The organism is Paractinoplanes toevensis (assembly GCF_018332695.1).
GTDB classification, from domain to species: domain Bacteria; phylum Actinomycetota; class Actinomycetes; order Mycobacteriales; family Micromonosporaceae; genus Actinoplanes; species Actinoplanes toevensis.
The window spans coordinates 155,008-175,798 of record NZ_BOQN01000087.1 but is presented as its reverse complement, the minus strand read 5'-3'; the positions used below and the strand labels follow the sequence as shown (position 1 = coordinate 175,798).

At 72.9% G+C, this 20,791-nt stretch carries 16 protein-coding genes; 9 read left to right on the top strand and 7 right to left on the bottom strand.

The window, feature by feature from the left end; all coding sequences use genetic code 11:
• The first annotated feature begins 25 nt into the window (after positions 1-25).
• Together Ato02nite_RS33790 and Ato02nite_RS33785 are read left to right on the top strand one after the other, a co-directional pair.
• Positions 26-967, top strand: coding sequence for a WD40 repeat domain-containing protein (locus Ato02nite_RS33790; protein ID WP_213010729.1), 942 nt, complete (start codon positions 26-28; stop codon positions 965-967).
• A gap of 57 nt (positions 968-1,024) precedes the next feature.
• Positions 1,025-1,702 carry an NADPH-dependent F420 reductase gene (locus Ato02nite_RS33785; RefSeq protein ID WP_213010728.1) on the top strand — a complete coding sequence of 226 codons (678 nt, stop codon included), beginning with the start codon at positions 1,025-1,027 and terminating at the stop codon, positions 1,700-1,702.
• Between the two features lie 27 nt (positions 1,703-1,729).
• Here the strand turns inward: Ato02nite_RS33785 and Ato02nite_RS33780 are convergent, their stop codons facing one another.
• Complete coding sequence (locus Ato02nite_RS33780; protein ID WP_213010727.1) at positions 1,730-2,581, bottom strand: LysR family transcriptional regulator; 852 nt, start codon at positions 2,579-2,581, stop codon at positions 1,730-1,732.
• An 83-nt stretch (positions 2,582-2,664) separates the two neighbouring features.
• Between Ato02nite_RS33780 and Ato02nite_RS33775 the strand changes: the two genes are divergently transcribed.
• The 6 genes from Ato02nite_RS33775 to fxsT are packed head-to-tail and all read left to right on the top strand — an operon-like array spanning position 2,665 to position 11,568.
• Positions 2,665-3,513, top strand: a complete 849-nt coding sequence (locus Ato02nite_RS33775; protein WP_213010726.1) for an EamA family transporter — start codon at positions 2,665-2,667, stop codon at positions 3,511-3,513.
• 60 nt (positions 3,514-3,573) lie between these two features.
• The gene (locus tag Ato02nite_RS33770; protein ID WP_213010725.1) at positions 3,574-3,732 is read left to right on the top strand and encodes a hypothetical protein; all 159 of its coding nucleotides are present in this window, start codon (positions 3,574-3,576) and stop codon (positions 3,730-3,732) included.
• A 5-nt stretch (positions 3,733-3,737) separates the two neighbouring features.
• Positions 3,738-5,798 carry an FxsB family cyclophane-forming radical SAM/SPASM peptide maturase gene (locus tag Ato02nite_RS33765; RefSeq protein ID WP_213010724.1) on the top strand — a complete coding sequence of 687 codons (2,061 nt, stop codon included), beginning with the start codon at positions 3,738-3,740 and terminating at the stop codon, positions 5,796-5,798.
• Between the two features lie 55 nt (positions 5,799-5,853).
• Positions 5,854-6,522, top strand: coding sequence for a TIR-like protein FxsC (locus Ato02nite_RS33760; RefSeq protein ID WP_213010723.1), 669 nt, complete (start codon positions 5,854-5,856; stop codon positions 6,520-6,522).
• Positions 6,519-7,706: a TIR-like protein FxsC gene (locus Ato02nite_RS33755; protein WP_213010722.1), complete on the top strand. Its 1,188-nt coding sequence runs from the start codon at positions 6,519-6,521 to the stop codon at positions 7,704-7,706. Before Ato02nite_RS33760 ends, Ato02nite_RS33755 begins: the two co-directional genes overlap by 4 nt.
• Positions 7,699-11,568, top strand: coding sequence for an FxSxx-COOH system tetratricopeptide repeat protein (gene fxsT, locus Ato02nite_RS33750; RefSeq protein WP_213010721.1), 3,870 nt, complete (start codon positions 7,699-7,701; stop codon positions 11,566-11,568). The genes Ato02nite_RS33755 and fxsT overlap by 8 nt, the downstream gene beginning before the upstream one ends.
• Here the strand turns inward: fxsT and Ato02nite_RS33745 are convergent.
• From Ato02nite_RS33745 to Ato02nite_RS33720, 6 genes are all read right to left on the bottom strand, one after another.
• The gene (locus Ato02nite_RS33745; RefSeq protein WP_246607760.1) at positions 11,565-12,467 is read right to left on the bottom strand and encodes an alpha/beta fold hydrolase; all 903 of its coding nucleotides are present in this window, start codon (positions 12,465-12,467) and stop codon (positions 11,565-11,567) included. The genes fxsT and Ato02nite_RS33745 overlap by 4 nt on opposite strands.
• 190 nt (positions 12,468-12,657) lie before the next feature.
• The gene (locus Ato02nite_RS33740; protein WP_213010720.1) at positions 12,658-13,323 is read right to left on the bottom strand and encodes a response regulator; all 666 of its coding nucleotides are present in this window, start codon (positions 13,321-13,323) and stop codon (positions 12,658-12,660) included.
• A complete protein-coding gene (locus Ato02nite_RS33735) occupies positions 13,320-14,648 on the bottom strand; it encodes a sensor histidine kinase (RefSeq protein ID WP_213010719.1) in 1,329 nt (442 codons plus the stop codon). Before Ato02nite_RS33735 ends, Ato02nite_RS33740 begins: the two co-directional genes overlap by 4 nt.
• On the bottom strand, positions 14,648-17,137 hold the full coding sequence (locus tag Ato02nite_RS33730) for a DEAD/DEAH box helicase (protein WP_213010718.1): 2,490 nt from the start codon (positions 17,135-17,137) through the stop codon (positions 14,648-14,650). The genes Ato02nite_RS33735 and Ato02nite_RS33730 overlap by 1 nt, the downstream gene beginning before the upstream one ends.
• Positions 17,138-17,149: 12 nt before the next feature.
• Positions 17,150-17,800 carry a nucleotidyl transferase AbiEii/AbiGii toxin family protein gene (locus Ato02nite_RS33725; RefSeq protein ID WP_213010717.1) on the bottom strand — a complete coding sequence of 217 codons (651 nt, stop codon included), beginning with the start codon at positions 17,798-17,800 and terminating at the stop codon, positions 17,150-17,152.
• Entirely contained in the window at positions 17,797-18,135 is a 339-nt protein-coding gene (locus Ato02nite_RS33720) for a hypothetical protein (RefSeq protein ID WP_213010716.1), read from the bottom strand. The genes Ato02nite_RS33725 and Ato02nite_RS33720 overlap by 4 nt, the downstream gene beginning before the upstream one ends.
• A gap of 82 nt (positions 18,136-18,217) precedes the next feature.
• On the opposite strand from Ato02nite_RS33720, the gene Ato02nite_RS33715 reads away from it, so the two are divergent.
• Positions 18,218-20,782: a helix-turn-helix transcriptional regulator gene (locus tag Ato02nite_RS33715; protein WP_213010715.1), complete on the top strand. Its 2,565-nt coding sequence runs from the start codon at positions 18,218-18,220 to the stop codon at positions 20,780-20,782.
• The last annotated feature ends 9 nt before the right edge of the window (positions 20,783-20,791 follow it).

Below are 20,791 nucleotides of genomic sequence, written 5' to 3'. Positions count from 1 at the left end.
GCTATGGAGGTATCCATACTCGAATATGGCTTTGCACCTCGTTCGGGCCATTTTGCCGTGGCGGCGGCTCGTAATCTGGGGATCAGAAATCGGCACCCATCCACTGGCAACAGTCACGTCCTTCAGCGGCGACGGCCGCCTGCTCGCAACGACCGCCCCCAACGGGGACCTGAAACTGTGGACCGTCGACTCCCCGCGACGCCCGCGCCTCCTCACCCGCCTTCGTGACCGCTACCGCGTGGTCGCGGCGGCCTGGCACCCGGTCACCACCGGCATCCTGGCAACCCTGTCCATGGACGGCCGGGTGACGGTCTGGGAGCTCGACGGCGAACGCCCGCCGGTCGCGCTGCTGTCGCTGCGCTCACCCACGGCCGGCCCGGGCCCGCTGACCTGGCTGCCCGACGGCCGCTACCTGGCCTGCGCCCCGGCCGACGGCGTGGTCAGCGTGTGGAACGTCGAGAGCAGCGTGCGGCACGCCCAGATCCTCGGCCGCCCGTCGGTCTGCCTGGCCCTGCACGCCGCCGACGACATCCTGCACGGCGCGTACGCCGACGGCACCCTGCGCCGCACCAGCCCGCTGCTGCAGCCGGGCCTGCCCGGCTCGCAGCAGTTCCCGCCGATCACCGCCGCGGCCTGGTCGCCGAGCGGCCGGACCCTCGCCGTGGCCCACCAGCACGGTTTCTTCGAGGTCCACAACGAGGACCTGTACGTCCGCTGGACCGGCCAGGTCCCGACCACCCTGCCGCTGATCCTGGCCTGGCACCACGACACCACGATCGTGGTGGCCGAGCGGACCACCCGCACCCTGACCGCCTTCGACACCACCGGCACGCTGCTGTGGGAACGTGCACTCACCCCGGAGCCGGCCGCCATGTCGGTGGCCGGCGACCTGCTGGCGGTCGGCTGCTACAACTTCGCCCCGGTCCTCGTCGATCTCGGCAGCGGAACGCTGCTGTCCGGCGGTTGAGCCCGGGGTATCCGGCGTCACGAAATGATCAGGGCCGGATGATTGTTGGCAGCGGGCATGACGACTGTGGGATTCATCGGTAGTGGGAACATCGGCGGGACCGTGGCGCGGCTGGCGGCGAAAGCCGGCTACGACGTCGTGGTGAGCAACTCGCGCGGGCCGGAGACCCTCGCCGGCCTGGTGGCCGAGATCGGGCCCAAGGCCCGGGCGGCGACCGCGGCCGAGGCGGCGACCACGGGCGACATCGTGGTGGTCAGCGTGCCGTTCCACGCGCACACCACGCTGCCCGCCGAGGAACTGGCCGGCAAGGTGGTGCTGGACACCGACAACTACTACCCGCAGCGCGACGGGCAGGTCGCCGAGCTCGACGAGGGCACACTGACCAGCGCCGAGCTGGAGCAGCAGCACCTCAAGGCGGCCAAGGTCGTGAAGGTGTTCAACAACATCTTCTTCAAGCACCTCGGCAACCTGGCCCGCCCGCAGGGCGCCGGCGACCGCACCTCGCTGACCATCGCCGGTGACGACGCCGAGGCCAAGCAGGCCGCGACGGCGTTCCTCGACGCGATCGGCTACGACGCGGTGGACGTCGGCCCGCTGAGCGAGAGCTGGCGGGTCGAGCCGGGCCAGCCCGCCTACGGCCCGCCCTACGGCAGTTTCGAGGACCCGATCGGCACCCCGGCGAGCGCCGAGACGGTGCGGGCCGCGGTGGCCGCGGCCAGCCGGCCGGCGAGCTGACACCGACCGGATCGGCCTGCTTCGCTTTCAGGAGCGAAGCAGGCCGACCACCAGGGCGAGCGGCGGCCAGGCGGTCCGGCCGCGGCGATTGACCGCGTACGCGCGGAGCTCGACCGCCGGGGCCCGGAGCGGCAGCACCTCGATGCCGGCGACGACGGTCTCGTCCGCCGGCAGCAGGCCCACCCCGAGCCCGGCCACGATGAGGTCCTGCACGAGATCGAGGCTGTCGCAGCGGTGCACGATCCGCGGGGTGAACCCGTTGAGCGAGGCCAGGGTGCGGGCCACCTCCTCGTCGGCGGTGTTGCGGGAGTTGACGATCCAGTCCCGCTCCCAGGCGTCGGCCAGGGTGGTGCCGGCCGGCACGGCCAGCCCCCACGGCACCGTCCAGAGCGCCCGCGTCTCGTAACGGTCCGGGAAGGCGACGGGGGCCAGGTTGTAGTCGTAGGTCAGGGCCAGGTCGACGTCGTCGCCGTCGAGCAGCGCGAACGCCTCGAACGGCTCGTGCTCGTGGATCAGCAGCCGCACCCGGGGATGGTCGCGGGCCAGCCGCGCCTGCGCCGGCAGCAGGGTGCGCCGGATCGCGGTGGCGAACCCGGCCACCCGCAGTTCCCCCGCGGGCGACGCGGACGGGTCCAGATCGAGCCGGGCCGCCTCGACGGCGGCCAGGATCGTCACGCCGTGCGCGGCGAGGCGCCGCCCGGCCGGGGTGAGCCGCACCCGCCGCCCGTCCGGCTCGACGAGCGCGGCGCCGGTGTCCCGGGCCAGGATCGCGAGCTGCTGCGAGACGGTCGAGGTGGTGAGCCCCATCTCCTCGGCGACCTCGCGCATCGACCCGAGCCGGGCCAGTTCGACGAGTAACCGCAGCCTGCGCGTCTCCATCGGATGATTGTGCGGAAATGCCGAACGGTATGTCCAGCATCGGCACGTGGACACGAACAGTTCCGGCACCGTAGAACCAAGGTATGACGAGGGGAACCGCACTGGCCGTGGCCGCGATGCTGACCGTTCAGGCCGGCGTCGCGGCGAGCGTCGGCCTGATCGACCAACTCGGCGCCGAGGGTGCCGCCTGGCTGCGCCTGTCCTGGGCCGGCCTGCTGCTGCTCATCCTGATCCGGCCGAGAGCCCGCGACTTCACCGCCCGCGACCTCGGCGCGGCCGCGCTGCTCGGGGTGGCCACCGCCGGAGCCACGATCCTGTTCATGGCCGCGGTGGGCCGGCTGCCGCTCGGCACCGCCAGCGCGATCGAGTTCCTCGGCCCGCTCGGCGTCGCCGCCGCCCAGAACCGCCGCTCGGTGCTCTGGCCGGCCTGCGCGGCGGTCGGCGTGCTGCTGCTGACCACACCGTGGGAGGGCGGCGCCGATCCGCTGGGCGTGGTCTACGCGCTCGGTGCGGCGGTCTGCTGGGGCGCCTACATCATCCTGACCCAGCGGGTCGGCGACCGGGTCGACGGGATCAAGGGCCTCGCGGTGTCGATGCCGGTCGCCGCCCTGGTCGCCACGCTTACCGTCGATCCGTCCACTTTGGGCAAACTGACGGGAGATCAGCTGCTGCGCGGCTTCCTGCTCGGCGTGGTGCTGCTCATCGCGTTCGGCATGGAAATGCTCGCCCTGCGCAGGCTGACGACGGCCGCGTTCGGCACGCTGATGGCTCTCGAGCCGGCATTCGCCCTGTTGATCGGGGCGGTCGGCCTGCACCAGATCCCCGGCGTGGCCGGCGCCGCCGGCGTCACGCTGGTGGTCGCCGCCGGAATCGGCGCGACCCGCCGGGGCGCCCGCACCCCAACTGGATCACCAACCGTCGCCGTGACATGACGTCGGGTGTTGTCTATGCTCGCAACGGCCGCACCTGAGCGCTCGTTTGGGGGACACGACGTGGAACGCAGCACCACCACGGGCACGCCTGCGCCGCTTGACGAGGCGCGCAACAGCCCGATCGACCGGATCGATCGCACCGCGGCGGCGCGGATCGTGCATCGAATCGTGCGACGTGACCGGTCCGAGGTGACTGCCTCCTTCGGCTCGGGGATCTGACCCGGGTGGAGGTTCCGTGGCGTCCGCTGCGCCACTTCGTGCTGAAGGTCGCCAGCCGATGCGACCTCGCATGTGACCACTGCTACGTCTACGAGCATCGCGACCAGTCGTGGCGCGGCCGTCCACCGGTGATGAGCATGGCGACGGTGCGGGCGGCCGCCGGGCGGATCGCCGATCACGCCCGGGCGCACGACATCGCCCGGGTCGGCGTCATCCTGCACGGCGGCGAACCGCTGCTGCTCGGCGCTGCGCGCCTTCGCGAGGTCCTGCGCGAGCTGCGCGAGACGATCGGCCCGGCCGCCGAACTGAGCCTGCGGATGCAGACCAACGGCGTACGCCTGGACGCCCCGATGGCCGAGGTGCTGCTCGAGGCCGGGGTCCGGGTCGGGGTGTCGCTGGACGGCGACCGGGCCGCCAACGATCTCCACCGGCGGTTCCGCAACGGCGCCACCAGCCATCCGCAGACGCTGCGCGCCCTCGCCCTGCTGCGGCAGCCCCGCTACCGGCCGCTCTACGCCGGCCTGCTGTGCACGGTGGACCTGACCAACGACCCGATCGCCGTCTACGAGGCGCTGCTCGCCGAGAAGGCGCCCCGCATCGATCTGCTGCTGCCCCACGCCACCTGGGCCGACCCGCCCCCGCCGGGCTCGTACGCGGCCTGGCTGCTGGCCGTGCACGAGCGCTGGGTCGCCGACGGCCGGCCGGTGCCGATCAGGCTGTTCGACTCGATCGCCGCACTCGCGGCCGGCGGCCCGAGCGCCACCGAGGCCATCGGGATCGACGCCGGCGACATCGTGGTGATCGAGACCGACGGGGCCTGGGAGGAACCCGACTCGATGAAGACCACGGTGGACGGCGGCGGCGCGACCGGTCTCACCGTCTTCACCGCCGGCGCCGACGAGGTCACCGAGCAGCCCGCCATGCGCCGCCGCCGGGGTGGCCTGGCCGTGCTCTCGGCCACCTGCCGGGCCTGCCCGGTGGTGCGGCAGTGCGGCGGCGGGATGACCGCGCACCGCTACCGGGCCGCGAACGGCTTCGACAATCCGTCGGTCTACTGCGACGACCTGAAGGAGCTCATCATCACCATCAACGAACGGCCGGCGCCGCCCGGCGACCTCGGTTCGCTCCCGCCCGCGGTGTTCGACCAGCTCGGTTACGGATTCGGCGACGCCGAGGCGGTCGAGCTGCTGGCCGACGCCGAACTGGCGATCAACCGGGCGCTGGTGAGCGAGGTGGCGGCGCTTGCCGGGGACTGGAAGACGCTGCCCGAGGTGGAGCGCCGGTCGCCGGTCGCGTTCAACCAGGTCATCGCCGGCCCGTTCGTGCGGTCCTGGGCGGTGACCTGCCTCGACGAGTCCAACTCCGAACCCGACTTCGGGCGCCTCGGGGTGCTCGCCGCCGAGGTGGAGAAGTCCGCCGCCGCCACCTACGTGCGGCTGGGCGGGAAGCCGGTGCGGCTGGACGACGCCGACCCGTACCGCGACCGGTTCGGATATCCGGCTGCCGGCCCGGTCGGCGACGCCTCGGCCTGGGTGTCCGTGCTGGACCGGGCGTGGGAATGGGTCGAGCGGGACGCCCCCGACCAGGCGGACGGGCTGCGCCGCGGCGTCACGGTGATCACCCCGCTGGTGCCCGCCCCGGACGGCACCCTGCGCAGCGCCACCTCCCGGCACGCGTACGGCGCGCTCGGTATCGCCTACACCGACGATCCGGCCGCCATGGCCGTGATGCTGGTGCACGAGTTCCAGCACACCAAGCTCGGCGCCGTGCTCGACCTGATCGACCTGGTCCCGGACAGCGCGGTGGCCGACCGGCTGTCCGTCGGCTGGCGGCCCGACCCGCGCCCGATCGAGGCCGCCATCCAGGGCACGTACGCCCATCTGGCCATCGCCGACATCTGGCGGCGGCGCACCGAGCGGGGGGTTCCCGGGGCCCGGCCGAACTATGTGATGTATCGCGATTGGACGGCCGCCGCCCTGACCGCCCTGCGATCGGGGGAGCGGCTCACCGAGGCCGGCCGCCGGTTCACCGCGCGGATGGCCGAGACGGTGGCCGGGTGGTCGTGACCGGTTGCCCGCGCATGGTTGACTGAGATCACCGGGTCCTGGGGAGGCACGACGGGTGACTGGCGAGTTCAAGAACGAGGATCCGGCCGCACCGGTCTTCTTCCTGAGCTATTCGCGCCCCAAGCCGCCCCTGCGCGCGGTCGGCCCGCCCCGCGAGGCCGGGCGGTTCGTCACCCGGTTCTTCGACGATCTCACCGCCGACGTCAACGATCTGGTCGGCGCGATGCCCGGCCGGGGCGCCGGCTTCATCGACGTGGACACCGCCGGCGGCGACCTGTGGCGCCGCCGGGTGCTCTATGCGGCCGGCTCCTGCCAGGTGTTCGTCTGCCTGCTCTCGATGCCCTACCTGCATCGCAGCGAGTGGTGCGCCCGCGAGTGGGACCTGTTCGCCCGCCGCGAGGTGGTGCCCCGGGCGCCCGACGCCGACCCGGCCGAGAGCGCCATCGTCCCGGTGCTGTGGACCCCGGTGACCGGTGACCTGCCGCCGGTGGTGGCCGAGGTCAACTACTTCCGGCCACCCCGGCTGCCGTCGGCCGACCGCGCCGCCTACGAGGCCGAGGGCATGCTCGGGCTGCTCAAGACCGGGCAGGTCAATGTGTACGAGGCGGTCGTCTGGCGGATCGCGCAGCACGTGGAACGGATCCGGCGCACCTACTGGGTGAAACCGCTGTACCTCGAGCGCGAGGACGGCCTGCGCACCACGTTCGAGAGGAGTGGCCCGTGACCTCGCGCTACTACTTCTACCTCTCCTACGGCCACTCGGTGCGGCTGCGCGCCGACGACCGTCCGGACACCGACCACTGGGCCGGCCGGCTGTTCACCGAGCTGTCCGCCGAGGTGGCGAAGCTGACCGGGGCGGAACCGTCCACCCCGGTCGGCTACTACGACGACCTGGTCCGCCCGATGAGCGACTGGAAGGCCGAGCTGACCGGGGTGCTCAGCAGCACCGACGTGTTCGTGGCGCTCTACTCGCCGGGCTACTTCAACAAGTCGTGGCCGCTGCGCGAGAGGGCATCGTTCACCGGCCGGTTCGACGGCGAGGCCGACGCCGAGCGGTTCGTCCTGCCGGTGCTGTGGGTGCCTTGGCCGCGCTGGGAACGCGAGGCGGAACGGGCGGCGGCGCTGCGGCTCGGCGCCGGCATCCCGGAGTACGCCGAGGAGGGCCTGCAGGCGATGGTCCGGCTGGCCATGTACCGCCGGCAGTACCGCACCGTCGTGACCCGGATGGCCCGCGAGATCGTGACGGCCGCCGCCGCGGCGCCGCGACCCGGGCGCGAGGCGGTCGCCATCGACGAGGTCGAGGTCGAACCGACCGACTCCACCGACATCCAGTTCACCGTCGGGGTGCTCGCGCCGTCCCGCGCCGAGCGGCCCGGCGGGCGGGCCGCCGCACCCTACGGGTCGTCCCCGCGCAGCTGGAACCCGTACCGCGGGGTGCAGAAGTTCCCCATCGCGGAGTACGTCGCGAACGTCGCCGAGCGTCTCGGCCAGCCGGCCCGGATCGCCGACCGGGCAACCGATCTGCTGCGGCTGGCCGAGGGCGCCGCCCTCGTGCTGATCGACCCGTGGCTGGCCGGCACCACCGGCGGCAAGGAGCGGCTGCGTGAGCTGGCCGGCCGGCTGCCCGACTGGGCGACGGTGCTGCTGGTCGCCGACCACTCCGATCCGCAGTACGTCGCGCGCGGCGCCCGCCTGTACGAGTCGGTCGCCGCTACGCTGACTGCCGCCGGGGTGGCCCAGAGCCGGATCACGCTCATCGTGGACATCGGCCGGCTCGTCGACCGGCTCCCGTCCATCATCGACAACGCCTGCACCGTCTACCGGAAGAACGCCCCGGTGTTCCTGCCCAAGGGCGCCGACTCCGTCCTGCCCAGGATTTCCGGGGGAGAGGGATCACCAGATGCTTGAGGACTCGGGCGGCAAGGTCGTCACGTTCTACTCGTACAAGGGTGGGACCGGCCGGACCATGGCCCTGGCCAACGTGGCCTGGATCCTGGCCGCCAACGGCAAGCGCGTGCTGGTCGCCGACTGGGACCTCGACTCACCCGGCCTGCACCGCTTCTTCCGGCCCTTCATCGACCCGGGCGCCCTCGCCTCCTCCGGCGGCGTCGTCGAGCTGGTCCGCCGCTACGAGCAGGCCACCATGCAGAACGTGGAACGGCCCGGCGACTGGCACCGCGACTTCGCCCGGGTCAGCCGGCACGCGTTCAGCATCGACTGGCCGCACTTCCCGGCCGGCGGCGTGATCGACTTCCTGGCGGCCGGCAACCAGGACCAGAACTACGCGCGCAGCATCTACGAGCGGGACTGGGACGAGTTCTACGAACGCTACGGCGGCGGCCAGCTGTTCGACGCGCTCCGCGACGACATGAAGGCGCACTACGACTACGCGCTGATCGACAGCCGTACCGGGTGGAGCGACGTGGCCGGCATCTGCACCGTGCACATGCCGGACGTGCTGATCGACTGCTTCACCTTCAGCGAGCAGGGCATCGACGGCGCCGCCACGGTCGCCGCCAACGTCACCCGGCTCACCGGCCGCCGGCCCATCCGGATCCTGCCGGTGCCGATGCGGGTCGACCTGGCCGAGAAGAAACGCGCCGACGCCGGCCGGCTCGTCGCCCGGCAGCGCTTCACCAGCCTGCCGGCCGGCATGAACCCGTCCGAACGGGACGCGTACTGGGCCACCGTCGAGGTGCCCTATCAGCCCTTCTACGCGTACGAGGAGACCCTCGCGACGTTCGGCGACCGGCCCGGCTCGCGCACCTCGATGCTGGCCGCCTACGAGACGCTGACCGACTACCTCACCGGCGGCGAGGTGACCGGCCTGCCGCTGATGGACGAGTCGCTGCGGGAACGCACCGCGGCCCGGTTCGTGCGCGCGGCCGTGCTGCCGGAGACCACGGTGGCGCTGCGGCACGCCCCCGACGACCGGCTGTGGGCGGAGTGGATCGCCCGGGTGCTGGAGACCGCCGGGGTGACCGTCAACCTGGTCACCAGCGGGCTCGACGCGGACAGCGGGGCGATCCCGGACGGCCGCCTGCTCACCGTCATCTCGCCGGCCAACGCCGAGCGGGAGGAGGCGCGGGTGCCGCGGGAGCGCACCGACCCGCGTGCCCCGCTGGTCGTCTACGTGGCCGACGTGCGGCCGCTGCGCGGACAGTCCGATGCCGACTCCGCCTTCCTGGTCGGCCAGCCCGAGGAGATCGCGATCACCCGGCTGCTGAAGCTGGTCGGCCACCCGGTCGACAACTTCGACCGCGGCCGGGTCGGCCTGCGCTACCCGGGCCGGGCGACGCTGCTGTTCAACGCGCCCATCCGCAACGTGCAGTTCACCGGCCGCGAGGACGACCTGATCGAGCTGCGCAGCCGGCTGGAGACCACCTCCAGCCCGGTGGTGCTCTCCGGCGCCTCCCCGGTGGCGCTGCAGGGCATGGGCGGTATCGGCAAGACCCAGGTCGCGATGGAGTACGCCCACCGCTTCCGCAACGCTTACGATTTCGTCTGGTGGATCAACTCGGACCCGGTGACGTTCATCGACACCCAGCTGTCCGAGCTCGGCCGGGAACTCGGCCTGCCGGGCGGCGGCTCGATCGTCGAGCAGGCCCGGGCGGTGCTGTCGGCGCTGGCCCGGGGCGAGTCGCTGCGCCGCTGGCTGGTCATTCTGGACAACGCCGAGGACGTCGAGACGGTCACCCGGTTCCTGCCCCGCGGCCCCGGCGGCCACGTGATCATCACGTCCCGGGACGCCGGCTGGGCGGAGCGCGCCGAATCCATCCAGGTCGACGTGTTCGACCGCCGGGAGAGCATCGCGCACCTGCGCCGCCGGGTGCCGGCGATGCGGCCGGACGACGCCGGCCGGCTCGCCGACGCGCTCGGCGACCTGCCCATCGCGGTGGCGGCCGCGGGCGCCTGGCTCGCCGACACCGGCAAGCCGGTCGCCGAATACCTCGGTCACCTCGACGAGTACGGCCCGTCCGACCTCCAGCCGATCTGGGACCTGTCGCTCCAGCGCCTCAAGGAGCGGTCGGCGGCCGCCTACCGGCTGCTGCAGCTGTGCTCGGTGCTGGCCCCCGAGGTCGCGCTCGACCTGGTCTACAGCGACCGGATGGCCGAGTTGCTGCGGCCGCTGGACCCGATGGTCACCGAGACCATGTACCGCGGCGCGCTGGTCCAGCAGATCAACCGGCTGGCTCTGCTCAAGGTGGACGTCAGCGGCGGCCAGATCCGGGTGCACCGGATCGTGCAGCACGTGGTGCGCCAGCAGATGACGTCGCAGCAGCGCGACGAGGCCCGCCGCGAGGTGCACCTGGTGCTGGCCGCGGCCCGCCCGTCCGGCGAGGTCGACGACCCGGGCAACTGGCGGCGCTTCCAGATGATCTGGCCGCACCTGGAGGTCGCCCGGGTCCACCAGTCCCTCGAGGAACCGGTCCGGCGGCTGATCATCGACCGGCTGCGGTACATCTGGTTCGCCGGCGGCTTCAACGACGGCCGCCGGGTCGGCGAGGACTACGTGCGCCGCTGGGAACAGCTCCGGGAGACCGTCACCGACCCCGAAGCGCGGTCCGTGCTCAGCCGGCAGTTGCTGCAGTTGCGGTTCAACCTGGCCAACATCGTCCGCGACCAGGCCGAGTTCGAGACCTCACGGGAGATGGACGAGGCGATCCTGACCGAGCAGCGGCGGCTGCTCGGCGACCACCACCCGCACACCCTGATCACCGCCGGTGGCCTCGGCGGCGACCTGCGCGCGCTGGGCCGCTACGCGGAGGCCCGCAAGCTGGACGAGGAGACCACCGCGGCCTGGGTGGAGTACTTCGGTGAGGACCACCAGCGCAGCCTCCTCGCCCTGAACAACCTGGCCGCGTCGCTGCGGTTCGTCGGCGACTTCCGGGCCGCCCGCGACCGGTCCCGGCAGGTGTTCACCCGGGCCGGCATGATCCTCGGCCCGCAGCACTCGGTCACCCTGCTGGCCGGCGGCAGCCTCGGCCGGGACCTGCGCGAGGCCGGCGAGTACGAGGAGTCGGTGACGCTCCTGCGCGACATCCTCGGCCGGTGCCGGCAGGCTTACGGGGAGGAGGCACCCCGCACCCTGAACGCCCTGACCAACCTGGCCGTGTCCGAGCGCAGCGCCGGGCGGGCGCAGGACGCGGCCCAGCACCTGGAGACGGCGTACGAGACGCTGAACCAGGTCCTCGGGCCGTTCCAGCCGGAGACCTTGACCTGCCGGCTGAGCCGGGCGGTCAACCTGCTCGCGGTGGGCGAGGCGGCCAGCGCCGAGGCGGAGCTGCTGCAGATGCAGCGGCGCTACACCGAGCGGTTCGGCGAGGAACACCCGTACACGGTGTCCTGCCTGAACAACCGGGCGGCGGTGGCCCGCGCGCGCGGCGACCTCACGTCGGCGCGGGAGCTGGCGCTGCGGGCGGCGGACTCGTTCGAGATCGTGCTGGGCCCGGAACACCCGTACACCCTGGCCGCCCGGATGAACCAGGCGATCTTCATGGCCGAGTGGGGCGCGGTGCCGCAGGCGCACGAACTGCTCCTGCCGATCTCCGCCCGGGCCGACCAGGTGATCGGCCCGGAACACCCGGACGCGGTCCGCTGCGCCGCCAACCTGGTGCTGATGCGCCGGGACCTGCACGGCGCGTCCCCCGACGAGGAGAACGAGGTGCTCCAGCGCCTGATCCGGGCCCTGGGCGTCGGCCACCCGGCCGCCGAGGCCATGCGCGAACGCCGCTACCTGCACCGCACCCTGGACCCGCACCCGTACTAGATGACCAGGGAGGGTTCCTCGGCCAGCCAGGACAGGATGGACGGGAGGATGCCCATCGCTCCGAAGTGGGCGCTGTCGTTCTGCACCTGCAGGTCGGCGTCGGGGAGGCGTTCGGCCAGCCAGCGGGTGTGGCTGGCCGGCACGACGTTGTCCTCGGCGCCGTGCCACAGCCGGACCCGCTGGCGGATCGCGGCGAGCGGGAAACCCCACTCGCGGCGCAGGGCGAGGATGTCGTCGATCCAGCCGTACGGGCCGGGGCGGGTCGCCTCCGCGTACGCCTCCAGCAGCAGCCGCTCGATCGTCGGGTCCTGGACCACCACCCGGTCGGGGCCGCTGATCTGGCCGCGGAGCGATTCGAGCAGGGTCACCGGGCTGCGCCGGGTGCGGTCGGCCTGCAGGCGCAGGCTCTCCACGAGTTTCTGCTCCTCGGCCGGGGTGGTGGCGAACCCGCGCACGTTGGCGTCGTTCATCCCCTCGTACCAGTCGAGGTCGTCGCCGGCGTTGTTGGGTGCGAAGCTGACCAGCACCGCGGCGCGGGAGACCCGGTCGGGCAGCCGGGCCGCGCAGGCCAGCGCATGCGGGCCGCCGCCGGAGCGGCCGACCACGGCGAACGTGCCGAGCCCGAGGTGATCGGCGATCCGCTCGACGTCGGCCGCGCAGTCGGCGACGCTGCGGCCGGCCTTGCGGTCGGAGCCGCCGTAACCGGGCCGGTCGTAACTGATCAGGCGGACGCCCAGGCGGTAGAGGACGCCGGCGCGGGGCCGGGGACCGATGCGGCTGCCGGGGGTGCCGTGCATGAGGAACACCGGGTAACCCGAGGGGGCGCCGACCGCCTGGTAACGCAGGGTGCGTCTGTCGGCCGTCTCGACGTCCGCGTCTGTCGATCCCTCTGGGGACACTCTTGGTCACTCCCGAGTCCGTCGGGCCGCGCTGCCGCCGCCCAGCTGTGCGGCCACGGAGACGCAGGTTCCGGGGGCCTACGCTAGCGACGCCGGGGCAGCTCCACCAGTATCAAGCTTCGCTGCCGGTCGCGTGTTGCGAATGATGAACACCTGACAGGGGAAAACAACACTGTCGTAACGCGAACGGTTACGGCTGGTAGCGGTAACCCATGCCGGGTTCGGTGAGCAGGTGGCGCGGGCGCGTCGGGTCGTTCTCGAGTTTGCGGCGCAGCCGGGCCATGTACTGCCGCAGATAGTTGGTCTCGGTGCCGTACTGCGGGCCCCACACCTCCTTCAGCAGATGGCGCTGGGTGATCAGCTTGCCGGGGTTGCGCAGCAGTTGTTCGAGCAGCTGCCACTCGGTCGGGGTGAGCCGCTGCTCGGGGGTGATGGTGTGGTCGCCGAGGTCGATCGTGTAGCGGCCGAGAGCGATCACCGCGTCGGCGGTCGCGGGCTGGGCGCGGCGGGTGACGGCCCGGATCCGGGCCAGCAGTTCGTCCAGCCCGAAGGGCTTGGTCACGTAGTCGTCGGCGCCGGCGTCGAGGGCGGCCACCTTGTCGGTGCCCTCGGCCCGGCCGGACAGCACGATGATCGGCACGGTGGTCCAGCCGCGCAGGCCGCGGATGACGTCGGCGCCGTCCATGTCGGGCAGGCCCAGGTCCAGGACGACCAGGTCGGGCGGGTGGGCGGCGGCCGCGTGCAGGGCGCCGGTGCCGTCGGCGGCGACGTCCACGTCGTACTCCCGGGCGCGCAGGTTGATCCGCAGCGCCCGCAGGATCTGCGGGTCGTCGTCGACGACGAGGATGCGGGTCACTGCGGTCTCCCGGCGGCCGGCAAGGTAAGGATCATGGTAAGGCCCCCGCCGGGGGTCGCGGCGGGCTTCAGAGCGCCGCCCATGGCCTCGGCGAGACCGCGGGACAGAGCCAGTCCGAGGCCGACACCGGTGTGGTTGTCCCGGTCGCCGAGCCGCTGGAACGGCTGGAAGACCAGGTCCCACTTGTCCGGGGCGATGCCCGGCCCGTGGTCGATGACCAGCAGGTCCACGGTGTCGCCGCGGGCGGCGCCGGTCACCGACGGTGGCCGGCCGGGCGGTGAGAACCGCAGCGCGTTGCCGACCACGTTGACCAGGACCCGGTCGAGCAGGCCGGGGTCGGCGCGCACGGCCGGCAGGTCGTCGGGCAGCCGCACGGTGATCTCCCGGCCGGGCGGGCCGAGTTCGTCGAGGGCGGCGGGTACGACGTCCTCGAGGCCGATGTCGGCGGGGCGCACGCCGAGGGCGCCGGCCTGCAGGCGGCTCATGTCGAGCAGGTTCGCGACGAGTCCGGCCAGCCGGTCGAGGGATTCGTCGGCGGTAGCGAGCAACTCGGCCTGGTCCTCGGCGTCGAACGAGACCTCGGTGCTGCGCAGGCCGGCCACCGCGGCCTTGGCCGAGGCGAGCGGGGTGCGCAGGTCGTGGCCGACGGCGGCGAGCAGCGCGGTGCGCACCTTGTCGCCCTCGGCGGCCACGGTGAGGCGCTGCTGCCGCAGGGCGACGGCGGCCTGGGCGGCGAACGCGGCGACGATCCGCCGGTCCGATCTCGCCAGCCGGCGGCCGCTCAGGACGAGGCTGAGGCTGTCGTCGACGCCGAAGGCTTCCCCGTCGGCCGGGCTCGCGGCGGCCGGCGCGCCGACCGACGCGGCCGGGTGCCATCCGCCGGGTACGCGTTCGAGCAGGGTCACCGCGTCGAGGCCGAACGTGTCCCGCAGTTGCCGCAGCAGCCCGGCGAGCGGGTCGGGGCCGCCGCGCAGCACCCCACCGGCGACCTCGGCCAGGGTGCCGGCCTGGGCGGCGCGCCGGGCGGCGAGGTCGACCACCCAGGAGACGGCCACCGCCACCACCACGAAGGCGGCCAGCGCGAGCAGGCTGTCGCCGCGGGCGATGGCCAGGCTGTGCAGCGGCGCCACGTGGAAGTAGTTGAGCAGCAGGAACCCGCCGACCGCGGCCAGCAGCGCCGGCCACAGCCCGCCGACCAGGGCCACCCCGACCACGGCCGCCAGGAACAGCGAGATCTCCCCGGTGACCGTGGTGAGCAGCGGCAGCCCGAGGGCGGCCAGAGCGAATCCGGCGATCCGCCGCTGACGCGACAGCGGCGGGTTCATCAGTCGTGCGGACCGACCGCGGTGACCACGACCGCGGCGGCGCCGGCCTCGTCGGAGGCGGCCAGGTCGACGGTGGCGTCGATGCCCCAGTCGTGGTCGCCGTCCGGGTCCTCGAAGACCTGCCGCACGGTCCACGCGGTCGGGGTGGTCTCGATGTGCAGCAGCGCGGGGCCGCGGGCCGAGGGGCCGGTGCCGACCTCGTCGTACTCCTCGAAGTAGTCGGCCATGGCCGCCGACCAGCGGTCGGCGGTCCAGCCGTTCTCGCCGTCGAGTTCGCCCAGGTCGTACCAGCGGCGCAGGGCGGCCAGCTCGACCCGGCGGAACAGGGCGTTGCGCACCAGCACCTTGAAGGCCCGCACGTTGCGGGTGACCGCGGGCGGCTTGTCGTCGAGGCGTACCTCTTCGATCTCGGCCCCGGGGTTGCGCAGCCGCTCCCACTCGTCGAGGAGGCTGGAGTCGACCTGCCGGACCAGCTCGCCGAGCCATTCGATGAGGTCGCCGAGCTCCTCGGTGCGGGCGTCCTCGGGCACGGTGTGCCGCAGCGCCCGGTACGCGTCGGCCAGGTAGCGCAGGACGAGCCCCTCGGAGCGGGACAGGCCGTAGAACGACACGTACTCGGTGAAGGTCATCGCCCGCTCGTACATGTCCCGCACGACGCTCTTGGGCTTGAGCTCGTAGTCGGCGACCCACGGGTGCCCGCGACGATAGGTCTCGTACGCGTTCTCCAGCAGTTCCAGCAGCGGCCGGGGGTGGGTGACGTCCTCGAGGAGTTCCATCCGCTGCTCGTACTCGATGCCCTCGGCCTTCATGGCGTTGACCGCCTCGCCGCGCGCCTTGGTGCGCTGCGCGTAGAGCACCTGGCGCGGGTCCTCGAGGGTCGACTCGATGACCGACACGACGTCGAGCGGGTAGTCGGGGGCTTCCCGGTCGAGCAGTTCCAGGCAGGCCAGGGCGAAGGGGGACAGGGCCTGGTTGAGCGCGAAGTCGAGCTGAAGGTCCTCGGTGAGGCGGTAGACGCCGTCCGCGGTGCGCTCGATGACGCCGCCGGCCATCAGGGCCCGGGCGATGGCGATGGCCCGGCGGATGTGCCGCCGCTGGGCGCCCGGCTCCTCGTGGTTGTCGGTGAGCAGGTGCCGCATCGCCGCGAACGGGTCGCCGCCGCGGGCCAGCACGTTGAGCAGCATCGCGTGCGACACCTGGAAGGATGACGTGAGCGGCTCGGGCTCGGCCGACACCAGGCGGTCGAAGGTGGGCTGGGCGTAGCCGACGGTGCCCTCGGGCGGTTTCTTGCGGACCACCTTGCGCCGTTTCTTCGGATCGTCGCCGGCTTTGGCCAGGGCCCGCTCGTTTTCCACGACGTGCTCGGGGGCCTGCACGATGACGGTGCCGAGGGTGTCGAACCCGGCCCGCCCGGCGCGCCCGGCGATCTGATGGAACTCGCGCGCCTTGAGCAGCCGCGTCTTCACCCCGTCGTACTTGGACAGACCGGTGAACAGCACCGTGCGGATCGGCACGTTGATGCCGACGCCGAGCGTGTCCGTCCCGCAGATCACCTTGAGCAGCCCGGCCTGGGCCAGGGTCTCCACCAGGCGCCGATATTTCGGGAGCATGCCGGCGTGGTGCACGCCGATGCCGTGCCGAACCAGCCGGGACAGGGTCTTGCCGAAACCGGAGGAGAACCGGAAACCGCCGATCGCGACGGCGATGGCGTCCTTCTCGGCGCGGGTGGCCATGTTGACGCTCATCAGCGACTGCGCCCGTTCCAGAGCGGCGGCCTGGGTGAAGTGCACGACGTAGACCGGCGCCTGGTGGGTCTGCAGGAGCTCCTCGATGGTCTCGTGCAGGGGCGTCATCACGTACTGGAAGACCAGCGGGACCGGCCGCTCCGCGCTGGCCACCACGGCGGTGGGCCGGCCGGTGCGGCGGCTGAGGTCGTCGACGAAGCGGGTGGTGTCGCCGAGTGTTGCCGACATCAGCAGGAACTGCGCCTGCGGCAGCTCGATGATCGGCACCTGCCAGGCCCAGCCGCGGTCGGGTTCGGCGTAGAAGTGGAACTCGTCCATCACGACCTGGCCGACGTCGGCGGCGGCGCCCTCGCGCAGGGCGAGGTTGGCGAGCACCTCGGCGGTGCAGCAGATGATCGGCGCGTCCGCGTTGACGCTGGCGTCGCCGGTCAGCATGCCGACGTTGTGCGCGCCGAAGGTCGCGCAGAGGGCGAAGAACTTCTCGCTGACCAGGGCCTTGATCGGCGCGGTGTAGAAGGTGGTGCGGCCGCCGGCCAGGGCGATGAAGTGCGCGCCGGTGGCGACCAGGCTCTTTCCGGAGCCGGTCGGGGTGTTCAGGATGACGTTGGCCCCGGTGGCCAGCTCGATCAGCGCCTCTTCCTGATGGGTGTAGAGGGCGAGGCCCTGCTCGGTGGCCCATTTCTGGAAGGCGTCGAAGACCGCGTCGGGTTCGGCGTTGCCCGGAAGGCGATCTGTGAGAGTCATGATTGCAAAAGCTTATCCAGGGGCGGTACGCGGCCACGCAGCGAGTCTCGCCCGTAATTCGGCTATCTGCGGCGCGTCCATCCCATACAGGGTGAAACGGGTGTCGTCGAGGCGGTCCAAGTAGCGGCCGGCGTCGGCGATGTCCTCCGGATCCAGCGCCGGGTCGACCGCGTGCGCGAGTTCCAGGATGCGGCTCAGCGGGTAACGCTCGAGGGCGGCGGCCACATCGATGTAGTCGCGCACCTCGCGCCGGTTGACCAGAGCCGCGACCTTGGTGGCGACCAGATCGTCGAGGTGCATGACCGGCCCGAGGTCCATCACCACCGGAGCCCGGTGCCGGTCCAGGCGGCACAGCGTGAGCCGCAGCGCGCGCCCGTCCCGGCTGACCACGAACTCCTGGATGTCCTCGTCCATCCCGGCGAACAGTTCGTCGCCCTCCTCCCGCAGCACCCGGTAGCCGTTCTCGCGCAGCGCGGAGGTCACCTCGCCGGCCGCCGCGGTGACCCCGCCGGCCGTGTCGGTGAACAGGTCGACGTCCTCGGTCGGCCGGGCGACCAGGCCGTTGACCAGCCACGCGACGCCGCCGCCGAGCACGAAGCCGTGCTTGTCGGCGACCGCCAGAGCCACCCGGGCGACGTCGCGGTAGAAGTCCTCGAAACTCACGCGTGGCGCAGGCGCGGATGCCGCGCTTCCCAGGCGGCCCGCACGGCGCGGGGGAGATTGAGCTGCGGCCAGAGCCGCACCAGGAGAGGACCGTTGAGGTACGTCCGGAGTTCGTCGACCCGGATCGCCTCGCGCAGCACGTTCTCGTACATCCAGGCGAGCATCGTGGGCTCGGCGAGGTCGAACGCGCGCATCGGGTTCCACCAGAGCCGCAGCGGCAGCTCGACCAGGCCGCTGGTGGGGCCGGTCAGCTCGCCGAGGGTGCCCGCGACCAGAACCGGCCGGTGCGGCCGGGACAGGTGGACGGCCGGGGCCTCTCGCGTCGTGGCGGGCATGCGATCAGCGTAAACCGACAACCCGTCCAAACCATAAAACCTAGAATCCTAGGATGCTGTACGGGTTGTGTACCGTACCTCCGTGATCTTGGGTCGCGACACCGAGCTCGCCGAGCTGACCACTTTCCTGGCGGCCGACGGCGGCGGCGCCCTGGTGGTGCGCGGTGACGCCGGGGTCGGCAAGAGCGTGCTGCTCGACGCGGCCGCGACCGGCAACGGCCGGCGGGTGCTGCGGGCCGTCGGCACCGAGGCCGAGTCCGGGCTCGCCTACGCCGGCCTGCACCAGATCCTCTATCCGCTGCTGCCGCACGCGAGCAGCCTCGACCCGGCGACCCGCACGACGTTCGACACGATCTTCGGCCGGGGGAGCGCGGAACCCCCGTCGGTGCTCGCCCTCGGCGTCGCCGTCCTCGACCTGCTCGCGCTGGCCGCCGGCACCCGGCCGCTGCTGCTCGTCGTGGACGACGCGCACTGGCTCGATCCGCACTCGGTGGAGCTCGGCACGTTCATCGCCCGGCGTCTCGGCGGGCACCCGGTGCGCCTGCTGGCCGCCGTACGCTCCGAATTCGCCTCCGGCTGGGACGCCGCCGGCCTGCCCTCGCTGCCGGTGCCGCCGCTCGCCGCCCCGGCGGCGAAGCGGCTCCTCGAGACCGTCGCCCCCGGCCTCGGCGAAGCCGCCCGCGCGGAGGTGCTGCGCGAGGCCGACGGCAATCCGCTCGCCCTGGTCGAACTGCCCCGGGCGGCCAACCGCGGCGGCGGCGCGATGCCGTTCGCGCGGCGGCTGTTCGGGGCCCGGATCGACGCGCTGAGCCCGTCCTCGCGGTCCGCGCTGCTGCGGGCGGCGCTGGACAGCGGTTCCCGCTACCGGCTGGACGGTGTCGCCGACGCGGTCACGAGCGGCCTGATCACCGGCGACCTGCGGTTCCGGCATCCGCTGGTGCGGTCGGCGCTGCTCGGCACGGTCACCCCCAACGAGCGGCGGGCCGCCCACCGCGACCTGTCCCGGCTGTACGAGCTGGACGCCGAGCGGTACGCGACGCACCTGGCCGCGGCCACCGTCGACCCCGACGAGGAGGTCGCCGAGGCCCTCGAGCACGCGGCGAACTCGGCCAGCGAGCGGGGTGGTGCCGCGTCCGCGGTGGCGATGCTGACCCGGGCCGCCGAGCTGAGCCCGAGCGCGTCGGAACGGACCCGGCGGATCGAGGAGGCGGCGTTCGTGGCGGCCCAGGCGGCCCTGCTCGACCAGGCCGGGGAGTTGCACACGGCCGCCGGGGCACAGTCGCCGGGCGCGGTGCTGACCGCGGCCTACACCGCGCTGTACCGCGACGGGGACGTGCGGATGGCGCACCGGCGGGTGGCCGTGGCCCTGGCCGGCGACGCCGACGCGGGGACCCGGGAGCGGCTGCTCGGCCTGCTGCTCGCGATCAGCCTGTTCGCCGGCGACGCGGAACGCTGGCACGTCACCGAGGGCGTTTTCGAGGGGGCCGGCGATCTCAGCCGGCTGTATCGGGACGTGTTCGGCGACATCGCGCGGACCGGGCAGGGTGCGGCCGAGCGGGTCCGGGAGGCGTTCGGTCAGGTCGGCGAGGGGCAGCCGTGGGACGTCATGCGGCTCGGGGTGGCCGCCTACTACACCGACTGCCTCGGCGAGCACCGCGCCCTGGTGCGGCGGGTCGCCGACCGGGAGGAGCACGGCGGGGCGGTCAGCAACGCGATGACCCTGCTGCAACTGGTCATGCTCGACCAGATGTCGTCGGGGGAGTGGGACGACGCCGTCGCCACCGGGCGGCGCGGTCTCGAGATGACCATCGAGCACGGCTACGCGCTGTTCGAGCATCAGTTCTACGGGTTCAGCGGGCTGATCTCGGCCTGGCGCGGGGACCTCGAGGCGGCCCGGCGGGCCGCCGACCGGCTCGACCGCTGGGCGCGGCCGCGCGGCGTCGGCTATCTCACCGATCTGGCCGAGGCGATCGGCGCGGCGGCGGCTCTGACGGCCGGGGACTACGAGGAGGCGTACGCGTACGCGAGCGGGCTGACCTCGCCGGGCACCTTCACGCCGTACTCCCAGTTGTCGGTGCGCACCCTGCTGGACCTGGTCGAAGCGGCCGTGCACACCGGGCGGGTGCCGCAGGCACTCGCCCATGCGGAGGCGGCCGCCGCGCAGGACCTGCCGGCGATCTCGGGCCGGCTGGCGTTCCTCACCGCGGCCGTCCTGGCGATGGCGTCCGGCACCGATTTCGATGCCGCGCTGTCGCATCCGGACGCCGTGCGGTTCCCGTTCGAGCGGGCCCGGGTGCTGCTCGCCCAGGGCATGTGGTTGCGGCGCCAACGCGACCGGGTCGCGGCGCGCACGGTCCTCGCCGAGGCGGCCGCGGCGTTCGAGCGGCTCGGCACCGGGCCGTGGGCGTCCCGGGCCCGGGCCGAGCTGCGGGCGGCCGGCTCCGGCGTCGTGGCGGGTGGTGCGGCCGCGCTGACCGCCCAGGAACACCAGATCGCCCGGCTGGCCGCGGGCGGCCTGAGCAACCGGGAGATCGGCGCGAAACTGTTCCTGTCCCCGCGCACCGTCGGCGCCCACCTGTACCGGGTCTTCCCCAAGCTGGGCGTCTCGTCGCGGGCGTCGCTGCGGGACGCGCTCGCCGACAATTGACGCTTGACC